The organism is Rhodococcus sp. P4_F5 (assembly GCF_056401315.1).
Genome location: NZ_JBFUJP010000031.1, coordinates 1 through 21074, shown reverse-complemented (window position 1 = coordinate 21074; position 21074 = coordinate 1). Strand labels below are relative to the sequence as shown.

Annotated in this window: 23 protein-coding genes and 1 pseudogene; 11 read left to right on the top strand and 13 right to left on the bottom strand. The window is 69.4% G+C overall.

Features of this window, described 5'->3' with window-relative positions:
* Nucleotides 1–94: 94 nt before the first annotated feature.
* Nucleotides 95–1606, bottom strand: coding sequence for a sensor histidine kinase (locus tag AC1DU4_RS14170; protein ID WP_477840802.1), 1512 nt, complete (start codon nucleotides 1604–1606; stop codon nucleotides 95–97).
* Between the two features lie 18 nt (nucleotides 1607–1624).
* Nucleotides 1625–1840 (bottom strand): biotin/lipoyl-binding carrier protein, encoded by a 216-nt coding sequence (locus AC1DU4_RS14165; RefSeq protein WP_477840800.1) that lies wholly within the window; start codon nucleotides 1838–1840, stop codon nucleotides 1625–1627.
* Nucleotides 1841–1932: 92 nt separating this feature from the next.
* Between AC1DU4_RS14165 and AC1DU4_RS14160 the strand changes: the two genes are divergently transcribed.
* From AC1DU4_RS14160 to AC1DU4_RS14150, 3 genes are all read left to right on the top strand, one after another.
* Nucleotides 1933–2007, top strand: coding sequence for a 50S ribosomal protein bL37 (locus AC1DU4_RS14160; protein ID WP_095413260.1), 75 nt, complete (start codon nucleotides 1933–1935; stop codon nucleotides 2005–2007).
* Nucleotides 2008–2261: 254 nt separating this feature from the next.
* Entirely contained in the window at nucleotides 2262–3029 is a 768-nt protein-coding gene (locus tag AC1DU4_RS14155) for a hypothetical protein (RefSeq protein WP_477840798.1), read from the top strand.
* Between the two features lie 404 nt (nucleotides 3030–3433).
* Nucleotides 3434–4081: a hypothetical protein gene (locus AC1DU4_RS14150; protein ID WP_477840796.1), complete on the top strand. Its 648-nt coding sequence runs from the start codon at nucleotides 3434–3436 to the stop codon at nucleotides 4079–4081.
* Nucleotides 4082–4536: 455 nt separating this feature from the next.
* On the opposite strand, the gene AC1DU4_RS14145 is transcribed toward AC1DU4_RS14150, so the two are convergent.
* On the bottom strand, nucleotides 4537–4662 hold the full coding sequence (locus AC1DU4_RS14145; RefSeq protein WP_477840794.1) for a hypothetical protein: 126 nt from the start codon (nucleotides 4660–4662) through the stop codon (nucleotides 4537–4539).
* A 180-nt stretch (nucleotides 4663–4842) separates the two neighbouring features.
* Here AC1DU4_RS14145 and AC1DU4_RS14140 point away from each other — a divergent pair, with 180 nt between their 5' ends.
* Nucleotides 4843–5097: a hypothetical protein gene (locus AC1DU4_RS14140; protein WP_477840792.1), complete on the top strand. Its 255-nt coding sequence runs from the start codon at nucleotides 4843–4845 to the stop codon at nucleotides 5095–5097.
* Nucleotides 5098–5468: 371 nt separating this feature from the next.
* The gene (locus AC1DU4_RS14135) at nucleotides 5469–6167 is read left to right on the top strand and encodes a hypothetical protein (protein WP_477840860.1); all 699 of its coding nucleotides are present in this window, start codon (nucleotides 5469–5471) and stop codon (nucleotides 6165–6167) included.
* Nucleotides 6168–6185: 18 nt separating this feature from the next.
* Here AC1DU4_RS14135 and AC1DU4_RS14130 read toward each other — a convergent pair.
* A pseudogene (locus AC1DU4_RS14130) lies at nucleotides 6186–6323 on the bottom strand (mycothiol system anti-sigma-R factor); the annotation flags it as partial.
* Between the two features lie 186 nt (nucleotides 6324–6509).
* Between AC1DU4_RS14130 and AC1DU4_RS14125 the strand changes: the two are divergent.
* Both AC1DU4_RS14125 and AC1DU4_RS14120 read left to right on the top strand, forming a co-directional pair.
* On the top strand, nucleotides 6510–7175 hold the full coding sequence (locus AC1DU4_RS14125) for a hypothetical protein (RefSeq protein ID WP_477840790.1): 666 nt from the start codon (nucleotides 6510–6512) through the stop codon (nucleotides 7173–7175).
* Nucleotides 7176–7376: 201 nt separating this feature from the next.
* A complete protein-coding gene (locus AC1DU4_RS14120) occupies nucleotides 7377–8051 on the top strand; it encodes a hypothetical protein (protein WP_477840788.1) in 675 nt (224 codons plus the stop codon).
* 66 nt (nucleotides 8052–8117) lie between these two features.
* Here AC1DU4_RS14120 and rsrA read toward each other — a convergent pair whose 3' ends face one another.
* Together rsrA and AC1DU4_RS14110 are read right to left on the bottom strand one after the other, a co-directional pair.
* Nucleotides 8118–8399 (bottom strand): mycothiol system anti-sigma-R factor, encoded by a 282-nt coding sequence (gene rsrA, locus AC1DU4_RS14115; protein ID WP_378413654.1) that lies wholly within the window; start codon nucleotides 8397–8399, stop codon nucleotides 8118–8120.
* Nucleotides 8396–9070: a sigma-70 family RNA polymerase sigma factor gene (locus AC1DU4_RS14110; RefSeq protein WP_477840785.1), complete on the bottom strand. Its 675-nt coding sequence runs from the start codon at nucleotides 9068–9070 to the stop codon at nucleotides 8396–8398. The genes rsrA and AC1DU4_RS14110 overlap by 4 nt, the downstream gene beginning before the upstream one ends.
* A gap of 187 nt (nucleotides 9071–9257) precedes the next feature.
* On the opposite strand from AC1DU4_RS14110, the gene ybaK reads away from it, so the two are divergent.
* Together ybaK and AC1DU4_RS14100 are read left to right on the top strand one after the other, a co-directional pair.
* Entirely contained in the window at nucleotides 9258–9752 is a 495-nt protein-coding gene (ybaK, locus tag AC1DU4_RS14105) for a Cys-tRNA(Pro) deacylase (RefSeq protein WP_477840783.1), read from the top strand.
* A gap of 73 nt (nucleotides 9753–9825) precedes the next feature.
* Nucleotides 9826–10830 carry an LLM class flavin-dependent oxidoreductase gene (locus tag AC1DU4_RS14100; RefSeq protein ID WP_477840781.1) on the top strand — a complete coding sequence of 335 codons (1005 nt, stop codon included), beginning with the start codon at nucleotides 9826–9828 and terminating at the stop codon, nucleotides 10828–10830.
* A 12-nt stretch (nucleotides 10831–10842) separates the two neighbouring features.
* Here the strand turns inward: AC1DU4_RS14100 and AC1DU4_RS14095 are convergent, their stop codons facing one another.
* Entirely contained in the window at nucleotides 10843–11691 is an 849-nt protein-coding gene (locus tag AC1DU4_RS14095; RefSeq protein WP_477840779.1) for an SOS response-associated peptidase, read from the bottom strand.
* A 99-nt stretch (nucleotides 11692–11790) separates the two neighbouring features.
* Here AC1DU4_RS14095 and aroA point away from each other — a divergent pair, with 99 nt between their 5' ends.
* The gene (gene aroA, locus AC1DU4_RS14090) at nucleotides 11791–13083 is read left to right on the top strand and encodes a 3-phosphoshikimate 1-carboxyvinyltransferase (RefSeq protein ID WP_477840777.1); all 1293 of its coding nucleotides are present in this window, start codon (nucleotides 11791–11793) and stop codon (nucleotides 13081–13083) included.
* Entirely contained in the window at nucleotides 13044–14090 is a 1047-nt protein-coding gene (gene rsgA / locus AC1DU4_RS14085) for a ribosome small subunit-dependent GTPase A (protein ID WP_477840776.1), read from the top strand. Before aroA ends, rsgA begins: the two co-directional genes overlap by 40 nt.
* 361 nt (nucleotides 14091–14451) lie before the next feature.
* On the opposite strand, the gene AC1DU4_RS14080 is transcribed toward rsgA, so the two are convergent.
* The 6 genes from AC1DU4_RS14080 to AC1DU4_RS14055 all read right to left on the bottom strand — a co-directional run bounded on the left by AC1DU4_RS14080 (nucleotide 14452) and on the right by AC1DU4_RS14055 (nucleotide 20760).
* Nucleotides 14452–15705: a fatty acid desaturase family protein gene (locus AC1DU4_RS14080; protein ID WP_477840775.1), complete on the bottom strand. Its 1254-nt coding sequence runs from the start codon at nucleotides 15703–15705 to the stop codon at nucleotides 14452–14454.
* Between the two features lie 133 nt (nucleotides 15706–15838).
* On the bottom strand, nucleotides 15839–17065 hold the full coding sequence (locus AC1DU4_RS14075) for a fatty acid desaturase family protein (protein WP_477840773.1): 1227 nt from the start codon (nucleotides 17063–17065) through the stop codon (nucleotides 15839–15841).
* A 101-nt stretch (nucleotides 17066–17166) separates the two neighbouring features.
* Nucleotides 17167–18282, bottom strand: a complete 1116-nt coding sequence (locus tag AC1DU4_RS14070; protein ID WP_477840772.1) for a ferredoxin reductase — start codon at nucleotides 18280–18282, stop codon at nucleotides 17167–17169.
* 74 nt (nucleotides 18283–18356) lie between these two features.
* Entirely contained in the window at nucleotides 18357–18893 is a 537-nt protein-coding gene (locus AC1DU4_RS14065; RefSeq protein ID WP_477840770.1) for a DUF6912 family protein, read from the bottom strand.
* A 12-nt stretch (nucleotides 18894–18905) separates the two neighbouring features.
* A complete protein-coding gene (locus tag AC1DU4_RS14060) occupies nucleotides 18906–20342 on the bottom strand; it encodes a WS/DGAT/MGAT family O-acyltransferase (RefSeq protein WP_072843599.1) in 1437 nt (478 codons plus the stop codon).
* Nucleotide 20343: 1 nt separating this feature from the next.
* Nucleotides 20344–20760 (bottom strand): HAD-IA family hydrolase, encoded by a 417-nt coding sequence (locus AC1DU4_RS14055; protein ID WP_477840768.1) that lies wholly within the window; start codon nucleotides 20758–20760, stop codon nucleotides 20344–20346.
* Between the last annotated feature and the right edge of the window lie 314 nt (nucleotides 20761–21074).

The window sequence follows — 21074 nt, the reverse complement described above, 5'->3', positions numbered from 1 at the left end:
GCCCGGCACCTGGTGGTGCCGGGCCTAAGTCGTCTCCGGGGACCTGCCGTCCGGGTGGCTCAGCCGTCGCCGTTCCTCGGCCGGGGCCGCTCGCTCAGGACCGGCCGGCGCGTCGACCCAACGGCACCCGCAGCGACGCGTCCGTGCCGCTGCCCTCGGCCGGTTCCAGGCCCACCGATCCACCCAGTTCCGCCGACACCAGGGTGCGGACGATCTGCAGCCCCAGCCGGTCGGAGCCTTCCAGGCTGAACCCCGGCGGCAGGCCCTTCCCGTCGTCGTGGATGACCACGTCCAGCCAGCGGGCCGAACGCCGCACGATCATCGTCACCGTCCCGGGCACCCCCGGGTCGAAGGCGTGCTCGATGGCGTTCTGGACCAGTTCCGTCAGCACCATCACCAGCGGGGTGGCCCGCTCGGCCGGGAAGACGCCGAAGCTGCCCTCCCGTCGGATCTGCACGGGGCTCCCCACCACCGCGACGTCGGCCATGATCGGGGTGAGCCGGTCGACGACCTCGTCGAGGTTGACCTCCTCGTCGACCGACATCGACAGCGTGTCGTGCACCAGCGCGATCGAACTGACCCTGCGGACCGACTCGCTCAGTGCCTGACGGGCCTCCTCGTTGTTGGTGCGCCTGGCCTGCAGCCGCAGCAGCGCCGCCACCGTCTGCAGGTTGTTCTTCACCCGGTGGTGGATCTCGCGGATGGTGGCGTCCTTGCTCAGCAACGCCCGGTCCCGGCGCTTGACCTCCGTGACGTCGCGGATCAGCACCACCGCACCCGACGGCTGCCCGCCCGGGCGCAGCACCAGGGTGCGCAGCAACACGGTGGCGCCCCGCGCCTCCACCTCCATCCGCTTGCCGGCCTTGCCCTCGAGCGCGCCGCGGATGTCGTCGGCGATGTACTGGGCGTCGAACGGGTCGGTGATCAGCGTCCGCATCACCGCCGGCAGGTCGCGGCTCTTGAGGCTCGTCGTGGTCAGCCCCATCCGGTGGTACGCGGACAGCGCGTTCGGGCTGGCGTAGATGACCGTCCCGTCGGTGTCGAGCCGGATGAACCCGTCACCCGCCCGCGGACTCGACAGGATCTCGCTGTGCTCCTCGGGCGTCGGGAACGTGCCCTCGCTGATCATCTGGCACAGTTCCCCCGCGCAGTCGAGGTAGGCGACCTCGAGCGGGCTGGACTGCCGCTTCTGAGTGGGGTTGGTGTCGCGGCTCAGGACGGCGATGACCTCGCCGGCGCAGCGGACCGGCACGGCCTCGCGGCGAACCGGGGTCCCCTCCGCGGCGGGGTCGTCGTCGACGCGGACGATCCGCCACTCCTCGAAGGCCTTGCGCACGTGTGGGTGCTCGTCGTCCGAGACCACCGAACCGACGGCGTCCTCCGCGAAGGCGGTCGGCGCGGTGGTCGGCCGGCACTGCGCGACGCACACCACCTCACCCACGCCGGGCGCGTCCGGGTCGTCCCGGTCGGTGGCGACCCAGAGCAATACGTCTGCGAAGGAAAGGTCGGCCAGCAGTTGCCACTCCCCTACCACCCGCTGCAGGTGGTCCACCGCCTCGCCGGGCAGGTCGGTGTGCTCGGCCAGCAGGTCACTGAGAGTAGACATCGTCGAGTGCGCGTCGGGTCAGGAGATGACGGCGATCAGGTCGCCCTGCTGGATCACGTCGCCCACCGTCACGCCGAGCGAGGTGACCGTGCCCGGCACCTCCGCGAGCACCGGAATCTCCATCTTCATCGACTCCAGGATCACGAGAGTGTCACCCTCCTTCACCTCGTCGCCTTCGGCGACAACGACCTGGTAGACGGTGGAAACCATCTCCGCACGCACATCTTCCGCCATCGAGCACCTCGCTTGTATCGACCGTCAGTGAAGTACAGCCAACCACACGTGGGAGAATGTCCCGGAGCGAGATCTGAGGGAAGGAGACAACCATGGGTAAGCGTGGTCGCAAGAAGCGCAGCCGTAAGGGCAACAAGGCCAACCACGGCAAGCGTCCCAACGCCTGACGCGTCGTAGGTAGCAACACCCAGAAGGCCGGGGCACCGCAAGGTGCCCCGGCCTTCTGGCGTATCCGAGCGCTGAGGGGCCCGCACATAGTCCGCCCTTCGAGATCCCGTTCGTTCGTTCTGCCACCAAGGCTTGACCATCGTCCATAGGATGTCCCGAACATGTTCGGGGGCATGCGATTCCGAGGAACCTCGGCGCGGATCCCGCGTCACCTGCCCTCGATTGGAGACCCGTGCCCCTCTCGTCAACAGCTATGGTCCGCCCCGGCCTGCGCCGCCTCACCGCGGCGGTGGCCACCGCCGCGCTGCTCGCCGGTGGACTCGCCGCCGGCGCCGGCACCTCGGGGGCCACCGGGTCTGCGATCCTTCTCGGCGAGGCCACCGGATCCTCCGACCTCACCGCCGGATCCTCCGACCTGACGGCCGGATCCACCGACCTGGTGGCTGCCACCGGGTCCTCGAGCAACAATCCCGACCTTCCCCGCACAGCCACCCGCACGGTCGAGAACGTCTCCGCCACCCGGGAAGTGATCGGCGACAACACGGGCCTGCCCGGCGACACCGTGACCTACCGCACCACCGTCGCCGCGACGGCGGCACCGGACCGTCTGGTCACCCGGATAGCCGATCTGCCCAGCCGCTTCCAGGTCTACGTCCCCGACAGCGCGAAGGTCACCTACACCGCCGCYGACGGCACCCGGACGACCGAGACCGTCACCCCGATCAGGACCACCTCGGCAAACGGTCTCGACTCCCTGGCGGCCTCGGGTCCCGGTTGGCCGATCTCCTCCGAGTCCGGCGCCACACTGGTCTACGAGATCACCTACCGATGGACCGACAACAACGTCGTCAACCTCACGATGTTCCCCACCACGCGACTCGACACCGGCGTCGCCCTCGACGTCACCGGACTCGGCACCGTCGGCTGGACCACGATGGGCGCCCTCGCCGGTTGCGAGCAGTACTGCGTGTCGCGGCTGTTCGACGCATTCGAGTTCATCGGCCAACGGTCCGGCAGCTGAACCACTGGGCATTGAAATGCCATGATCCACAACAAGATTGAACGGTAGGGCGCTGCCTCATTCATTCAGGGCGGACCGCCTCTCGCAACTGCTCCACCGCCTCGCCGCGGCCGGACGAAGTGTCCCGAGGATGCGATGCACGAGGGCCGGGGCACCGCTGCATGCCCCGGCCCTCGTTGTGTCTGCCGAACGGGCGGTTTCCTGACCGACGGTCGAGAGCACACCCCGACAACCGGCCGGTCGTGCGGCCGCGCGATTCCTCCATTCGTCCACCACGTCGGAAATCCGTCCACAGGATGATGCGCACACGGCCGGTGTGGACCAGGCGGTCTGTTTGTGCCCACGCCTTCCACTCCTCAGCCCGACCGGAACCCCACGTCCTTCCGCTGCCGACAGGAGAGCCGATGCCCCGCCCGCCCCTGCTCACCCGCCCGACGGCCCGCCGCCTCGTCACAGCCTCGGCCGCCACTGGTCTGCTCGCCTCCGGCCTGCGCGCCGGCGCCGGCACCGCGGGCGCCATCGGCTCCTCGGACTTCGGCTCCTCGGACTTCGGCCTCGGCGTCCCGAATCATCCCGGCCTGATCCCCACCGCGACACGCACCGCGACACGCACCGCGGAGAACGTATCGGTAACCCGGGAGGTCATCGGCCCCAACTCGGGCTACGCGGGCGACAAGATCACCTTCAGGACGACGATCTCCGCTACGGCAGGGCCGGCCCGGCAGGTCGCCAGAATCATCGAACGCGAGCAGCTCATGTTCTACGTCCCGGACACGGCGAAGCTCACCTACACCGGCGCGGACGGCACTCGGACCACCGAGGCGGTCACCCCGATCCGTGTGCCCGCGACATACGACGGCGCCGGGCGAACCGACCCCGGGGGAATGCAGGTGTCGAGCGCCGGCTGGCCTGTCTCCGCCGAAACCGGCGCCACCGTGGTCTTCGAGATCACCTACCAGTGGAACGATTTCCGCGGCAGGCCCTCCATGGAGGACGGGGTGACCTACACCGGCGTCGGTATCGACCTCACCGGGCTGGGCGCCCTGGACTGACCCCTGATGACCACCTCCTTCGGCAGCCTCCACAGGGGCCCGTTCGAGAGCTGACCCAGCCAGCTCCGGCTTCTGTCGTCTAAATACCATTAGACACAACAGTTTTCACAATTGCCGTCCAGGCAGGACGGTCATCCATACGATGGCCACAGCATGGCCGGAGGATCAATCTCCCGCCCCGGCTTGCATCCCGAATTCGCCCTAGGAACGGAGACCCATGTCCTCACCGACCCGCCCCGCGGTCCGACGTCTCGCGTCTGCCCTCGCGGCCACCGCACTGCTCACCGGCGGCATCGTCGCAGGAACCGGCACCGCCGCAGCCAGCCTGCCCGTCACGGACGTGTGCGGCGGTCCCGGCTGCGGCCCCGAACGGCCACCCGGATCCGCGGAACTGGCAATTTCAGCCGTTCTCAACCCGGTGCTGGTGCCGTTGCTGTCTGTCTACAAATCCGTTTTCAATAACACAGGCTCACTAGCCGAATGACGAACGCGGGCCGCCCGAGACAGCTTCCCGGGCGGCCCTCGTCGTCGATGCGGAGCAAGGCGCCCGGATCGGTCGCGACCATGACGATGATGGTCATGGTTCTCAGTCGACACCCCGCCCTGCATCCGGCTCCTGATCGGCAAAATATCATTAGACACAACAGTTTTCACATTTACCGACAGGGCACGCCGGCCATCCATACGATGGCCACAGCATGGCCGGGCGATCACCCTCCCCGCCCCGCCCGCATCCCGAATTCGCCTGAGAACGGAGACCCATGTCCTCACCGACCCGCCCCGCGGTCCGACGTCTCGCGTCGGTCCTCGCGGCCACCGCACTGCTCACCGGCGGCATCGTCGCAGGAACCGGCACCGCCGCAGCCGGCCTGCCCGTCACGGACGTGTGCGGTGGTGATCTGTGCCCGCCGTCCGGATCCACGGCAGCCGAAACGGAAGCCCTCAAAGCCGTTGTGACCCCACTGGCGCCGGCCTTGATGTACATCCTCGACCTACTCGAAAGTGTGGGCTCATAGCCGAATGACGAACCGAGGGCCGCCCGAGACAACTTCCCGGGCGGCCCTCGTCATGCGTCCCCCTACTGGCCGGGGTCGATCCTGGTGATGCTCGTGGTGGTGCACAGCTGGATCCGCAAGCGCCCGCGCAGTCCGTCCGGGCGTAGCCGCATCACACCGACCACTTGGCGCCGCGGCACTACGCACGGCGAATCACCGTTTAACAGAACAATTTCCACGTTTCGTCACCGATCGGTCGCCGCTCCCATACGCTGATCCGCGCACAGTCGCGGTCCAGCTGGAACGATTCGCCTGTCCTCATCGCGCTCCGCACGGAACTGCTGGCCGCCCGCGCTCGACCACGGCACTCAACCCGAATCGGAGAACGCCGCATGCCCCTCGCCACCCTCCCCCGCCTCGCCGCCGCCGCGGCGACGGCCGCCGTCCTGCTCCTCACCGGTACCGGGGTCGCCGGCGCCGCCGGATCGGCGGACCTGCTCAACGGCCTCGGCTCCACGGTGAACAACCCCGACCTCACCACCACCGCGACCAAGGCCCACGGCAACCTCTCCGTCACCCGCGAGATCGTCGGCAAGAACACCGGGCACGCCGGCGAGACCCTCACCTTCCGCACCACGGTCTCCGCCGTCGACGGCCCCGCGCGCACCGTCACCCGCATCAAGGAGCTAGTCGAGAAGCCGCACACCGGCACGCTGCTCACCGAGGTCTCGGGAAAGCTCACCTACACCGACGCGACGGGTGCGCGGGTCACCGACGACCTGGTTCCGTCCGGCATCGGCACCGTCACCGGTTCGTGGCCGGTCGACGCCGCCACCGGCGCCACCGTCGTCCACGAGACCACCTACACGTGGACCACCCCGCAGGTGGGCCTCGGTCCCACGACGCCCTGCCCCGGCCCGTGCGTCGACTTGGAGGCCGTGAACAGTTCGGTGACCGTCGACGCCACCGGCCTTGGCACCCTCGACTGGAACCCGACGGGGGTGCAGGCCGCCTGCATCCTGGACTGCTCTGGCCTCTGGCCGCTCGCCCCGATCCTGGTCCCCTTCGAGGCGCTCACCTCGCAGAGCTGACCCCCGCCCCCAGATGAGGTCGCCGCCGCACTTGCTCGAGGAGACCAGCGACTTCACCTTCTCCTCGATGCCGTAGGCGGCCAGGCAGGAACCGCAGTCCTCGATGCGCCGTTGCAGCCGGACGCCGGTGGCGTGGCCACACTCGTCGTCGAGCATCAGCCACACCTCCGCGAGACGGCCTCGACCCCCTCACCTGGGCCACGGCGAATCCGTCAATTCGCCAGCCCGGCCATCGCAAACGGGCTACCGTTCCGCGCCAGAGCCGAGAGACCAATCGGTATGTTTCCGTGTCGCAGGCACCGGCTCCCGCGTCCACGGACAACCACTAACCCAGGAGAACCAGTGCCCCACACCCGCCGACGCACCGTCGCCCGCCTCGCCATCACCGCCGCGGCCACCGCACTGCTCGCCGCCGGCATCACCGGCATCGCCGCCGCCCAGTCCGCCGACACAGGGGCGGTCGCGGACATCACGCGCGCGACGACAACCCACGACAACCTCACCGTCACCCACGAAATCATCGGCAGCAGCGTCGGATACGTCGGCAACGAGGTCCACTACCGCACCACAGTCGCCGCAACCGACGGCCCGGCACGCCAGGTCACCTTGATCGACGAATACCTCAGGGACAATGCGCCGGGCTGCGGCAAACACTGGACGACGGCAAAGTCCGGAACCGTGACGTACACAAACGATTCGGGTGAGCGGGTGACCGAGCCAATGCCTAGCACCGGCGGTTACCGGGCGGTCGGGTCGTGGACCGTCGACCCTGCGGCGGGAACAACCGTCACGTACGACACCGTCCGTGAATTCGTCAACCCCCGCGGAGGACCCTCCGTGGGTTGCAGCGGGAATGTACCCGCGTCGAACATCAAGGCCTCGCTGACGGTCCGAGCCGACGGCCTCGAGCCCCTCGAATGGTACCCGACGGGCGTCACCGTGACCTGCGCACTCAACTGCCAGTTCCCCAGCCCCGCAGGCTCCGCCGAACTGTTCTTCGGGAGCTGAACCCGCCCGACCTCGATGCCGTAGGCGGCCACGCAGGAACCGCAGTCCTCGATGCGCCGCTGCAGCCGGGCGCGGGTGGCGCAGCCACACTCGAGACGGCCTCAATCCCCTCACCTGGGCCACGGCGAATCCGTCAATTCGCCAGATCGCCGGCACCCAGCTCCCGACAGTCCACGGACAACCACTCACCCAGGAGAACCAGTGCCCCACACCCGCCGACGTACCGTCGCCCGCCTCGCCGTCACCGCCGCGGCCACCGCACTGCTCGCCGCCGGCGTCACCGGCATCGCCGCCGCCCAGTCCGCCGACGCAGGGTCTGCGGCGGACACCACACGCGCGACGACAACCCACGACAACCTCACCGTCACCCACGAAATCATCGGCAGCAACGTCGGATTCATCGGCGATGAGGTCCACTACCGCACCACAGTCTCCGCAACCGACGGCCCGGCACGCCAGGTTACCGGGATCGACGAATCCATCTGGGATCTGAAGGGCTGCTACAACACGTGGACGACGGCCAAGTCCGGAACCGTGACGTACACGAACGATTCGGGTGAGCGGGTGACCGAGTCAATGCCATATGACGACGGCGAGTACCCGGCGGCCGGGTCATGGACCGTCGACCCTGCAGCAGGAACAACCGTCACGTACGACACCGTCCGTGAATTCAGGAACGCAAGAGGAGGATTCGCCGTGGGCTGCGACTGGGCTGGTAACGCATCCCCGTCGAACATCAAGGCCTCGCTGTGGGTCCAAGCCGACGGCCTCGAGCCCCTCAAATGGTCCCCGACGGGCGTCACCGTGACCTGCGCACTCGCCTGCCAGCTCCCCGGTAGCCCCGCGGGCTCCGCCGAACTGTTCTTCGGGAGCTGAGCCCACCCACCCCGTCGAGGTCCGCCGGGGACATCCGGGCGGACCTCGACGCACGGCGTCGTCTGTCTACTGTCCCGGATCGACCCAGGTGACGATCGTGGTCTGACGCAGCTGGATCCGCAGCCGCTCGCGCAGCCCGTCCGGGGCGTGGTCGCCGCCGCACTTGCGGTTGACCAGTGACTTCACCTTCTCCTCGATGCCGTAGGCGGCCAGGCAGGAACCGCAGTCCTCGATGTGCCGTTGCAGCCGGGCGCGGGTGGCGTGGTCACACTCGTTGTCGAGCATCAGCCACACGTCCGCGATCACCGCGGAGCAGTCCAGCTGCTCGAATTCGTCCTGCTCGCTCACCGGGTCGCCTCCTGCTCCTGGTCTTCGGTCGGCGCCGCGGCGCCGCTCCGGTTGAATCCACGTTCGCGCGCCACGTCGGCGAGCAGTCCGCGCAGTTGCTTGCGCCCCCGGTGCAGGCGCGACATCACGGTGCCGATCGGCGTGCCCATGATCTCGGCGATCTCCTTGTACGGGAAGCCCTCGACGTCGGCGTAGTACACCGCCATCCGGAACTCCTCCGGCAACTCCTGCAGCGCGGCCTTGATGTCGTCGTCGGGCAGCAGGTCCAGCGCCTCCACCTCCGCGGACCTCAGCCCGGTCGAGGTGTGCTCGGCCGTCGCGGCGAGCTGCCAGTCGGTGATCTCGTCCGTCGGGTACTGCGCCGGCTGCCGCTGCTTCTTGCGGTAGGAGTTGATGTAGGTGTTGGTGAGGATGCGGTACAGCCAGGCCTTGAGGTTCGTGCCCGCCTTGAACGAGCGGAACGCGGAGTAGGCCTTGATGAAGGTCTCCTGGACCAGGTCCTCCGCGTCGGCCGGGTTACGCGTCATCCGGAGCGCCGCACCGTAGAGCTGGTCCAGCATCGGCAGCGCGTCGCGCTCGAAGCGCGCGGTCAGCTGCTCACTCGACTCGTCCTCCGGGCGTGCGTCGAGAACTGGTTCTGGCCGGTCGTCAGGCACGCTGATCCCTTCCATCGGGGTAGAGATCAAGGCTACCGCGGCGACCCGTCTGTCCGTGGGCCGCTCCTCGCACAGCACCGGCACGTGCACTCCTTCGTTCGGTGGAATCCCGTCGTGGTGACCTCGCCAGCTCGGTGACGCCACTTGTCGGGTGCAACGCCTCCCCCACATCCCGTGTTCCCGGCGAACCTAAGCTGGCCCCATGGCAGGCTCCTCAACCCCCGCGACGCAGGCACTGACGAAGGCGAAGGTCGACTTCCGGGTGCACAGCTACCAGCACGACCCGTCCAGCGCCTCGTACGGCACCGAGGCGGTGGACGCGCTGGCCGGCCAGCTCGGCCTGCAGCCCGGCCAGATCTTCAAGACACTGGTGGTCAAGACCTCCGACGGCGCGCTGGCCGTCGCGGTGCTGCCGGTCCCCGCGAAGCTCTCGCTCAAGGCCGCCGCGGCCGCGCTGGGCGCCGGCAAGGCGGTGATGGCCGACCAGGCGGACGCACAGCGGTCCACCGGCTACGTGCTCGGCGGCATCTCGCCGCTCGGTCAGCGCAAGCGGCTGGCGACGGTCGTCGACTCCTCGGCCGTCGACTGGGACCGGGTGCTCTGCAGCGCCGGCCGGCGCGGACTCGAGATCGACCTGGACCCGGCCGACCTGGTCCGCCTCACCGGGGCGGTGCTGGCACCGATCACCGCGGGCTGAGCCGGAATACCCGCCGCGCCCGCCACCGTTGCACCACGCAACGAACTCTCCACAAACGAAAGTCGGTACCCACGTGAGTGTCCCCCTCTCCATCCTCGATCTCGCGCACATCGACGAGGGCGAGACCGCAGGCGAGAGCTTCCGCCACAGCGTGCAGATGGCGCAGCACGCGGAGCGCTGGGGCTACGACCGGATCTGGTACGCCGAGCACCACAACATGCGGTCCATCGCCTCCTCGGCGACCAGCGTGCTGATCGCGCACGTCGCCGCGAACACCGAACGGATCCGGCTGGGCGCCGGCGGCATCATGCTGCCCAACCACGCCCCGCTGACCATCGCCGAGCAGTTCGGCACCCTCGAGTCGCTGCACCCCGGGCGGATCGACCTGGGCCTCGGCCGCGCCCCGGGCAGCGACCAGCAGACCATGCGGGCGCTGCGCCGCGACCCCAGCTCCGCCAAGTCGTTCCCGCAGGACGTGCTCGAACTGCAGGGCTACCTCACCGGACCGTCCCGGATCCCGGGCATCGAGGCGACGCCGGGCAAGGGTACGAATGTGCCGCTGTACATCCTCGGGTCGTCGCTGTTCGGGGCCAAGCTGGCCGCGGCACTGGGCCTGCCGTACGCGTTTGCCTCCCACTTCGCGCCCAATGCCCTGCGCGACGCGGTGGCGATCTACCGGCGCGAGTTCCAGCCGTCGGCGCAACTGGCCGAGCCACACGTGATCGCCGGGGTCAACGTGATCGCAGCCGACGACGAGGAGCAGGCCCAGTCGCTGTTCCTCGACGCCAAGCGCAAGCGCGTGAGCCTGCTGCTGGGCCGCGGCCGACGGTTCACCCCGGAGGAGGCCGACATGATCCTGGAGGCGCCCGCCGGTCAGCAGGTGCTGCAGATGGCCCGGTACTCCGCAGTCGGGACGCCCGACCAGGTTCGGGACTACCTCGACCGGTTCACCGAGACGGCCGACGCCGACGAACTGATGGTGGTGTCCTCGGCGCCCGACCGCGACGCCTGGTTGCGCTCCCTCGAGCTGCTGGCCGAGGTCAGCGGGCTCACCGCCGCCAAGGTCACAGCGGGCTGATCTGCTCCGAGGTCACAGCAGGCTGATCTGCTCGCCCACCGCCGGTCCCACCGGTCCGGCGGGGGCGATCAGGTCCGGTCCGTCGTTGGCGACGCTGTTCACCCGCTGCGAGACGCGCCGGATCTCGATGCCGGCCACCTCGGCGGCGGACGGCCCCGCGAGCAGCTCCGCGTCCGGCTCCGAGTCCGGGTCGAGCCAGCGGTCCCACTGCCCGGCGCCGAGCACCAGCGGCATCCGGTCGTGCACGCGCTGCAACTCCCCCACCGAATCGGTGGTCAGGATCGTGCAGCTGAGCAGCGGAGGTTCGTCCCCGCCGCCGGGTCCGGGGGGATGCCAGACGGACCACAGCCCGGCCGCGAACAGCCGGGACCCGTCGACCGGGGTCATGAAGTACGGGACCTTCGTGACCTTCCCCGACCGCCCAGGACCCGACGGCCCGGCTCCAGCCGGCTCGGTGATCCACTCGTACCAGCCGTCCATCGGTACCAGGCAGCGTGTGCTCCGCAGCGCGGCCCGGAACGCAGGCTTGCTCGCCGCGGTGTCCGCGCGGGCGTTGATCAGCGGCGCCGACCGCGCCGGGCGGCGCCCCGGGGCGCCGCCGGTGCCCGGCTCCTCGGCCTTGGTCCACGGCGGCACCAGCCCCCAGCGCATCCGCCGGATCCGCCGGGTCGGGGCGTCGTGCGGGTGCTCGTGCGAGTGCCTGCTCACCACCGCGAGGACGGGGTCCGTCGGCGCCACGTTGTAGTTCGCCGCGTTGTAGGTCTCGGTGGGCTCACGGCCCCCGCTCACGGTCTCGTCGATCGCATCCAACTCGACCGCCAGCAGGGCCGGGTCCACCGTCGTTGCATACCTACCGCACATGCCCACGCTCCCTCGCCCGCGACTGTTCCCACCCCATTGTGTGCCCGACCACCGACAGGTGCCGCACCACCGACACGTCCCGGGCGGCGATGCGGGAAGATGGAGCGCGTGAGCCTGTGGAGAGCACCCGTCGCCGAATCGCCCGTGCACGCGTCCGTGACGCTGCCGGGCTCGAAGTCGATCACCAACCGCGCGCTGATCCTGGCCGCGCTCGCCGACGGCCCGTCCACCGTCACCGGCGCACTGCGCAGCCGTGACACCGACCTGATGATCGACGCGCTGCGCGCCCTCGGCGTGGGCATCGAGGAGTCCGGCGCCGCCACCACGCTGCGGGTGACGCCCGGACCGATGGGTGCGGCTACCGTCGACTGCGGGCTCGCGGGCACGGTGATGCGGTTCCTGCCCCCGGTCGCGGCGCTGGCCGACGGCGTGGTGGCCTTCGACGGCGACGAGCAGGCGCGCAGCCGACCGTTGAGCACCATCCTCGACGGCCTGCGCGGCCTGGGCGTCGAGATCGACGGCGACGCACTCCCGTTCACGGTCCGCGGCCGCGGCGCGGTGGCCGGCGGCGCGGTCACCATCGACGCGTCCGGCTCCTCGCAGTTCGTCTCCGGCCTGCTGCTCGGCGCGGCGCGGTTCGAGCAGGGCGTCACCGTGCACCACGACGGCGAGTCGGTCCCCTCGATGCCGCACATCGACATGACCGTGGAGATGCTCCGGCAGGCCGGCGTGCGGGTGCAGACCCCCGCCGACGGCGAGGCGAACACCTGGCGGGTCGCGCCCGGCCCCGTCACGGCCGTGGACTGGGTCGTCGAGCCCGACCTGTCCAATGCCACCCCGTTCCTCGCCGCGGCCGCCGTCACGGGCGGCGCGGTGAGCGTGCCGCTGTGGCCCGCCACCACCACCCAGCCGGGTGACGCCATCCGCGACATCCTCACCGCGATGGGCGCCGAGGTGTCCCTCCGCGAGGGCACTCTCACCGTCCGCGGACCGCGGCGCCTGCGCGGCCTCGACGTGGACCTGCACGACGTCGGCGAGCTGACGCCGACGGTGGCCGCGCTGGCCGCGCTGGCCGACGGCCCCTCCACCCTGCGTGGCATCGCACACCTCCGCGGCCATGAAACCGACCGTCTTGCAGCGCTTTCCGCCGAAATCAACGGACTCGGTGGCACCGTCACCGAGACCGCCGACGGCCTCCGGATCGAGCCGCGGGCGCTGCGCTCCGGCACCTGGCGTTCCTACGCCGACCACCGGATGGCCACCGCCGGCGCGATCCTGGGACTGGTGGTGCCGGGCGTCGACGTCGAGGACGTGGGCACCACCGCGAAGACCCTGCCCGGGTTCGAGAACCTGTGGGCGACGATGCTGACGCCGATCGGGGCACCGTCCTGAGCACCCGACGGTACGACGAGTCCGATGTCCGGGTGCGCCCGGGCAAGGGGACCCGTCCCCGCACCAAGACCCGGCCCGAGCACAAGTCGGCGGAGAGCGCGATGGTGGTCGCGGTCGACCGCGGCAGGTGGGGGTGCGTGCTCGACGGTGACCCGACCCGTCCGGTGGTGGCAATGCGGGCACGCGAACTCGGCCGGACCCCGATCGTCGTCGGGGACCGGGTCGGCATCGTCGGCGACACTTCGGGCCGCACCGACACCCTCGCGCGGATCGTGCGCGTCGAGGAGCGGGCCACCGTGCTGCGGCGCACCGCCGACGACACCGACCCGTACGAGCGGGTCGTGGTGGCGAACGCCGCCCAGCTGCTGATCGTCGTCGCACTGGCGGACCCGCCGCCGCGCACCGGATTCGTCGAACGCGCACTGGTCGCGGCCTACGTCGGCGGACTGTCCCCCATCCTCTGCCTGACCAAGGGCGACCTCGCCGACCACGCCGAGTTCGCCGCGGCCTTCGCGGACCTGGACGTACCGGTGGTGCTCGCGGGCCAGGACGACCCGCTCGAGCCCGTTCGTGAGGTGCTGGACGGCCAGCTCACCGCGCTGATCGGCCACTCCGGGGTCGGCAAGTCCACACTGGTCAATCGCCTTGTCCCAGACGCGTTTCGGGCCACCGGCGTGGTCTCCGGGGTGGGCAAGGGCCGGCACACCTCCACCCAGTCCGTGGCGCTGCCGCTGCCGGCTCCCGACGGGGAGCAGGGCAACCGCGGCTGGGTCGTCGACACCCCCGGCATCCGGTCGTTCGGCCTCGCGCACATCTCGCCGGACGACGTGATGGGCGCGTTCACGGACCTGGCCGCGGCCATCGAGGACTGCCCCCGTGGGTGCACGCACCTCGGCCCGCCGGCCGACCCCGAGTGCGCGCTGGACCGGCTCGGCGGCGAGGCCGCACGCCGGGTCGGCGCTGTGCGCCTGCTGTTGGTGGCCCTCAGCACGAACGAGGCGTGGTAGCCGGGCCGCAAGATCACGGTCCGGCCACGTCCGGCCAATCGCCGACATCCGTTCGCGACCCTGTGCTTACACTGTACGAGCGCAAAATCTGATTCGAATCAGCTCACAGGTCAAGACATCTCGAGATCACCATCTCACCGTCAAGACACAAGGAGTTCAGATGAGTTCAGACATCATTCAGAGCGGTTCCGACGCCGGATCGTCCATCCTCGGCGACATCAAGAGCATCCTCGGCACACTCTTCGACTTCGGATCGTCGGTCATCGGCTCCTGACACTGACGATCCCAAGCAACGAAAGCGCCCCGTCTCCACCGGGGACGGGGCGCTTTCGTGACCGACGTTCGTCACACCGACTGGCGGCTACACCAACTGCTTACGCCGGAGTGCGCCCCGCAGGCCGCGACGCTTCTTGGCCTCGCGGATCGCTGTCCGCAACCCGCGACTGCGACCGGTCTCCGGATCCACGGTCAGCACCGTCTCCTTGCCCTCCCACTTACGCTCCGACGCCGTCTCCGGCGCGTCGTCCGTGGTGCCGACCAGGTACTTGTTCGGCAGCGAGAGCTTCGCGATGGTCCGCCACGACTTCCCGTACTGCACCAGCAGCGGACCGGTGGTGTACGGCAGGTCGTACTTGTCGCACAGTTCCCGCACCTTCACCGCGATCTCGCGGTACCGGTTCGAGGGCAGGTCGGGGAAGATGTGGTGCTCGATCTGGTAGCTCAGGTTGCCGGTCATGAAGTCCATGACGCGGCCGCCGCTGATGTTCGCGCTGCCCAGCATCTGCCGCAGGTACCACTGCTCGTGCGTCTCGTTGWCGATGTCCGCCTTGGTGAACTTCTCCGCGCCGTCCGGGAAGTGCCCGCAGAAGATCACCGCGTTGGTCCAGACATTGCGAATGACGTTCGCGGTGAAGTTCGCGGTGAGCGTGCTCTTCCACGCCTTGCCGGTCAGCGCCGGGAACACCACGTAGTCCTTGAGCGCCTGCTTGCCGATCTTCTCGAGCACCTCGTCGCGCTTCTGCTTGAACTCGACCATGTCCACCCGGCCCTTGGCGACCTTGCCGAGTTCGAGGTGCTGCGCGGCGATGCCCCACTCGAAGAACAGCGCGAGCAGCGCGTTCAACGGCACGTTCGCCATGTTGAACGGCTTCCAGCGCTGGTCACGCGTCACCCGCAGCAGGCCGTATCCCACGTCGTCGTCCATGCCGAGGACGTTGGTGTACTTGTGGTGGATGTAGTTGTGGGTCTGCTTCCAGTGCGCGGACGGGCCGTTGACGTCCCACTCCCAGGTGCTCGAGTGCACCTCGGGGTCATTCATCCAGTCCCACTGCCCGTGCATGACGTTGTGGCCGAGTTCCATGTTCTCGATGATCTTGGCGACGCCGAGCATGCCGGCGCCCGCCAACCACAACGGACGCTTGCGGCTGCCGATCAGCAGCGCACGGGCGCTGACCTCGAGACCACGCTGCAGCCGGATCGTGTTGCGGAGGTACTTGGCGTCCCGCTCACCGCGCGAGGCCTCGATGTCGCGGCGGATCGCGTCCAACTCCCGGCCAAGGGCTTCCACGTCCGCCTCGGTGAGGTGCGCGTACTCCTTGATGTCCGCAATAGCCATCGCTGTTCTCCCGGCCGATAGACGTTGTAGTTAACGCCACTTACCGTACCGTAAGTTACGGCGCCGTAGGTTACGGTCGCCGAGAGTGTGACGTGGCTAACACCGCTCCGGGCGCGGCCCCCACTCGGGGCGCCTACCGCCGGCGCTCGCGCAGTTGGCGCAGGGCGGTCCGCAGCCCCACCCGACGACCCGTGACCTCGGTCCGGAGCCGGTCGAGCGCCGCCCTGGCGTCGTCGAACTTACGCTCGGACGACGTCTCCGGGGCGTTGTCGGAGGTGGCCTTGAGGAACCGGTCCGGCAGCGCCAGCTTGTGGATGGTCCGCAGCGCCAACAGGTACTGCTTGGCGAACGATCCCGTCGTGTACGGCAGGTCGTACTTGTCGCACAGCGCCTGCACCCGCAGCGAGACCTCGCGCAGCCGGTTGCTGGGCAGGTCCGGGAACAGGTGGTGCTCGATCTGGTAGCTCAGGTTCCCGCTCATGAAGGCCATCACCCGGCCCGACTTGAAGTTGGCGCTGCCCAGCATCTGCCGCAGGTACCACTCGGCCTTGGTCTCGTGGCGGTACTGCTCGACGGTGAACTTCTCGGCACCGTCCGGGAAGTGCCCGCAGAAGATCACCGCGTAGGCCCACAGGTTCCGGGCGAAGTTCGCGGTCGCATTGGCGGCCAGCGTGTGCTTCCACGCCGGTCCCGTCAGCACGGGGAACAGCACGTAGTCCTTGACCACCTGCTTGGCGGCCTTCCCCCAGAACTCGCGGTTGATGTCGTCGACGTTGGCGCCGCCCCGCTTACGGTCCTCCTCCAGCGCGATCGACCAGTCGTGCATGGCGATGCCCCACTCGAAGGCGCTCGCGAGCACCACGTTCGCGACGGGCTGGAGCAGGTTGATCGGGCGCCACGGCACGTCCCGGGTCATCCGGATGATCCCGAACTGCACGTCGTTGTCCATGCCGACGACGTTGGTGTACGTGTGGTGCGAGTAGTTGTGCGCGCGCTTCCACTGCGAGGACGACGCGGTCATGTCCCACTCCCAGGTGGTGGAGTGGATCTCCGGGTCGTTCATCCAGTCCCACTGGCCGTGCACGACGTTGTGGCCGAGCTCCATGTTCTCGATGATCTTGGCCAGCGTCAGCATCGTGGTGCCGACCGCCCAGACCGGACGCCGACGGCCGCCCAGGAGCGTCAACCGACCGCCGAACTCGAGGAACCGCTGCAGCCGGATCACACCGCGGATGTACCTGGCGTCCCGCTCACCGCGCGAGTCCTCCACGTCACGGCGGATGGCGTCGAGCTCACGACCGAGAGCCTCGACGTCCGCCTCGGTGAGATGTGAAAATTCTTTGATGTCCGAGATGGCCATCGCCAGGACCCTCCGTAGAGCTAGATCAGATCACCGGCGGGGTCACCGCGGGCTCATGGTTACAACGATAGACGAATCGGACACCGACGCCCCGGCCCAGTTCAGAGATCAAACGTGCAGTCGCCGGCGGCCGAGGAGATGCACGTCTGGACCCGCTCGCCCTCGCTGTGCTCACGTCCGGACCGCAGGTCCCGGATGTGACCCGAGACCAGCGGCACCACACAGGTCTGGCAGATGCCCATCCGGCAACCGAACGGCATCTGCACGCCGACCTGCTCGCCGGCCTCGAGCACCGTGGTCGCGCCGTCGATCTCCACCGAACGCCCCGACTTGGCGAAGGTGACTGTGCCACCCTGGCCTGCGGTGTCCGCACGCGGGATGGTGAACCGCTCGGTGTGCAGCCGGTCCGCGATGCCCGCCTCGGTCCACACCCGCTCGACGTCGTCGAGCATCTGGGTCGGGCCGCACGCCCACGTCTGACGCTCGCGCCAGTCCGGGTACAGCGCGTCCAGGTCGGACAGCTGGAAGCGGCCGCCCGTGCGGGTGCACTGGACGTGCGAGACGAAACTCGGATGCGCCTCGTGCAGCTCCGCCATCTCGTCGCCGAACATGACGTCCTCGGCGGTCGGCGCGGAGTGCACGTGCACCACGTCCGGCAGCGCGCCCCGACGGACCATCGCACGCAGCATCGCCATCACCGGGGTGATGCCGCTGCCCGCGGTGATGAACAGGATCTTCGCCGGCGGCGGCTCGGGCAGCGCGAAGTTGCCCTGCGGGGCCGCCAGCCGGACGACGGTGCCCGACGGGACGCCGTTGATCAGGTGGCTCGAGAGCTGCCCCTCCGGCATCGCCTTGACGGCGATGGAGATGCGCTTGTTCTCCCAGTTCGGCGGGGAGGTCAACGAGTACGACCGCCAGTGGAACCGGCCGTCGACCAGCAGACCGATCCCGATGTACTGGCCCGGCTGGTAGTCGAAGTCGAATCCCCAGCCCGGCTTGATCACCAGGGTCGCGGAATCCGAGGTCTCCTTGCGGACCTCCACCACCCGGCCGCGCAGTTCCCGCGCCGACCAGAGCGGGTTTGCCAGGTGCAGGAAATCGTCGGGCAGCAACGGCGTCGTCACCCGAGTCACCGCCCCGCGCAACATGTTCAACGCAGGCCGGCGCGGCGCGGATACTTCCGCTGCCGGCCCCTCGAGCCACTTCCTCAGACCCATCAAACTTCCGTCCACTCGCCTAGGTTACGCAGCCGTAGGTTACCCGCTGAAAAGGCGAACTGTCACGCGGATCGTCAGAGCAGGTCCAGAAGGAAAGGCAGTTCCTGCGTGGCGTACCAGGCGAGCTCGTGATCCTCGGCGTCACCGAGCACGAACTCGGCGTCCGCGTCGCCCAGATCCGCGGCGTCCACCACCGCGACGGCCCGCTCGATCGCGGCCTCCGCCTCGGACAGGTCGACGTGCACGGACGCCACCATCGCCATCGTCACCGGGCCCGCCAGGCGCACCACTGCGTCGTCCAGGTCGGGCCGCAACTGCGCGTCCTCGACGTCCGCCGCGATCACCGCCCGGCGGTGCGGGACGGCGGTCGACGCGTCGCCGGCCGCACCCTCCGACGGCTCCCCCTCCGGCGCCTCGGACGCCAACAGGCGCAGCGACGCCCGCGCAGCCTCCGTCATCGCCACCTCCGCCAGTTCGTCGTCGTCACCGGAGGCGTACGCCTCGCGCAGCGCAGGCGTCACGGCAAAAGCGGTGCGGCTCACCGGATCCAGCTCCTGCTCCGCCACCAACTTCTGCAACATCGCGATCGTCGCGGGAATGTAGACCCTCATCGACAGCACCCCTTACCCACAGGCATCCAACAGCTCCTCGAGCGACTCGTACAACAGTGCCGTCACCACCTCGACGTCGGACATGGCGTCACGGTCGGCATTCAAACCGTAGTAGACGTGGCCGTCGTAGGACGTCAACCCGATGCTGAGCGCCTGATTCTTGAGCAGCGGCGACACCGGGTACATCTCGAGCATCCTGGCGCCGTTGAGATACAGCGGCGACTGCGGACCGGGCACGTTGGAGATCATCACGTTGAACATCCGCTGCGAGAGGCTGCTCGCCACCCGCAGCCCCATCGCGTGCAGCGTCGCGGGCGCGGTGCCCGACATCCGCACCAGGGTCTGCGCGGTCACCGTGCTGCTGGCCCGGGTGTGCGCCTCGGTGGCGTGCGCGATGTGCGAGAGCCGCACCACCGCATTGGGCTCGCCGACCGGCAGGTCCACCAGGAACGAGGAGACCTTGCGCTCGGCGTTCTCCGGGACGTGTTCACGCTCGACCGGGTCGGCCTCCAGGTCGACCTCCTCCTCCGAGCCGTCGCCGGAGATGTAGACGGCCATCGGCACCAGCGCCCGCACCGTCGAGTACGCGGTCACCGGCTCACCGCGCGAGAGCAGCCAGTTCCGCAGCGCCCCCGTCAGCACCGCGAGGATCGCGTCGTTGACGGTGCACCCGAAGCGTCGGCGCACGCGCCGGTAGTCCTCAAGTTCGGTGTGGACCGTGGCGAACCGGCGGTTGCGCGAGATGGCCGCGTTCAGTGGGCTGGTCGGCGCCGAGGCGGTGGCCGTGCGCACCACGGCCGCGACGTTCCCGGCGACCTCGACCGCGCTGCCCACCAGGTCGCCGAGCGCCATCTTCAGCGTCGCCGCCCCCTCGCGTGGCCGGGCGATCATCTCCGCGACCGCATCGAGCACCAACTCTGCCTCGCGCGGCTCGCGGGTGGGCATCCACAACTCTTCCTCGGTCGGCCGCGGCGTGCTGCTCGGGTCCAGCAGCACCTGGCTGATCTCGAGCGAACCCTCGTCACCGACCAGCGCCGAGTGGGACTTGGTGAAGATCGCGACCCGGTTGTCGGACAGGCCCTCGACGAGGTACATCTCCCACAGCGGCCGGGTCCGGTCCAACGGCCGCGACGTCAGCCGGGCCACCAGGTCGTGCAGTTGAGCGTCGGAACCGGGACGGGGCAGCGCGGAGCGCCGCACGTGGTAGGTGATGTCGAACTCGCGGTCGTCCACCCACACCGGCCGGGCCAGCCCCAGGGCCACCTCACGCACCCGCTGCCGGTACCGCGGCACCAGCGGCAGTCGCCGCTCGACGTGGGTGAGCAACTCCTCGTAGTCGACGCCGGCTTCCGGGACCTGCAGGATCGCCAGCGACCCGAGGTGCATCGGCGTGCTGCTCGCCTCGAGAAAGTAGAACGACGCGTCCTGTGTGGTCAGCCTCGTGGCCATGTCAGTTTCCGTCCCCTGGTGCCAGATCGAACAGGATCCGCAGTTCCTCCGCGGTTCGGGCGGGGTCCACGTGGTGGACGGCCACCATGCCCGCGGCCACCGCGCCGCGGACGTTGACCGCCAGGTCGTCGACGAACACACAGTCCGACTCGGCGAGCCCCAACCGCCGGGCCGCCAGCCGGTAGATCCGGGGGTCCGGCTTCTCGAGCCCGACGTCACCGGAGAGCAGCACCTCGTCGACCAGACGCCCGCCACCGAGACCGCGCAGCCAGTCCGCGCCGGGTCCGCCCGGATCGTTGCTCAGCACGGCCGTGCGCACCCCGAGGCCGCGTACCTCGGCGATGATCGCGCCCAACCCTTCCCCGTCGGACCCGGGACCGACCAACACGCCCCCGCAGTCCAGCACCAACCCGTCCATGCGATCACCCTAGGGCCGCGACGCCGTCCGCGCCGTCGGCCATTCGCGTGCGGACGATCGAAATCCGTGTAATCCTGCTCACAGCCCGGCCTCTCCCCGGACTCGACGCAACAACCTGTCGACGCACCCCACCGGGAGAGGACCCCATGACGTATCCCGACACGAGYCATCCACCCCGGCACGAGCCGCCACGCAGCTTCCTGGCCAGGGCCCCGCAGTGCGAGCCGCCGCCGCACCCCCGGGCGATGCGGCCCGCGCCCGCCGCGCCGTCGGCCGCGGCGCACACCGCCTCCCACACCGGACGTTCGCCGGCC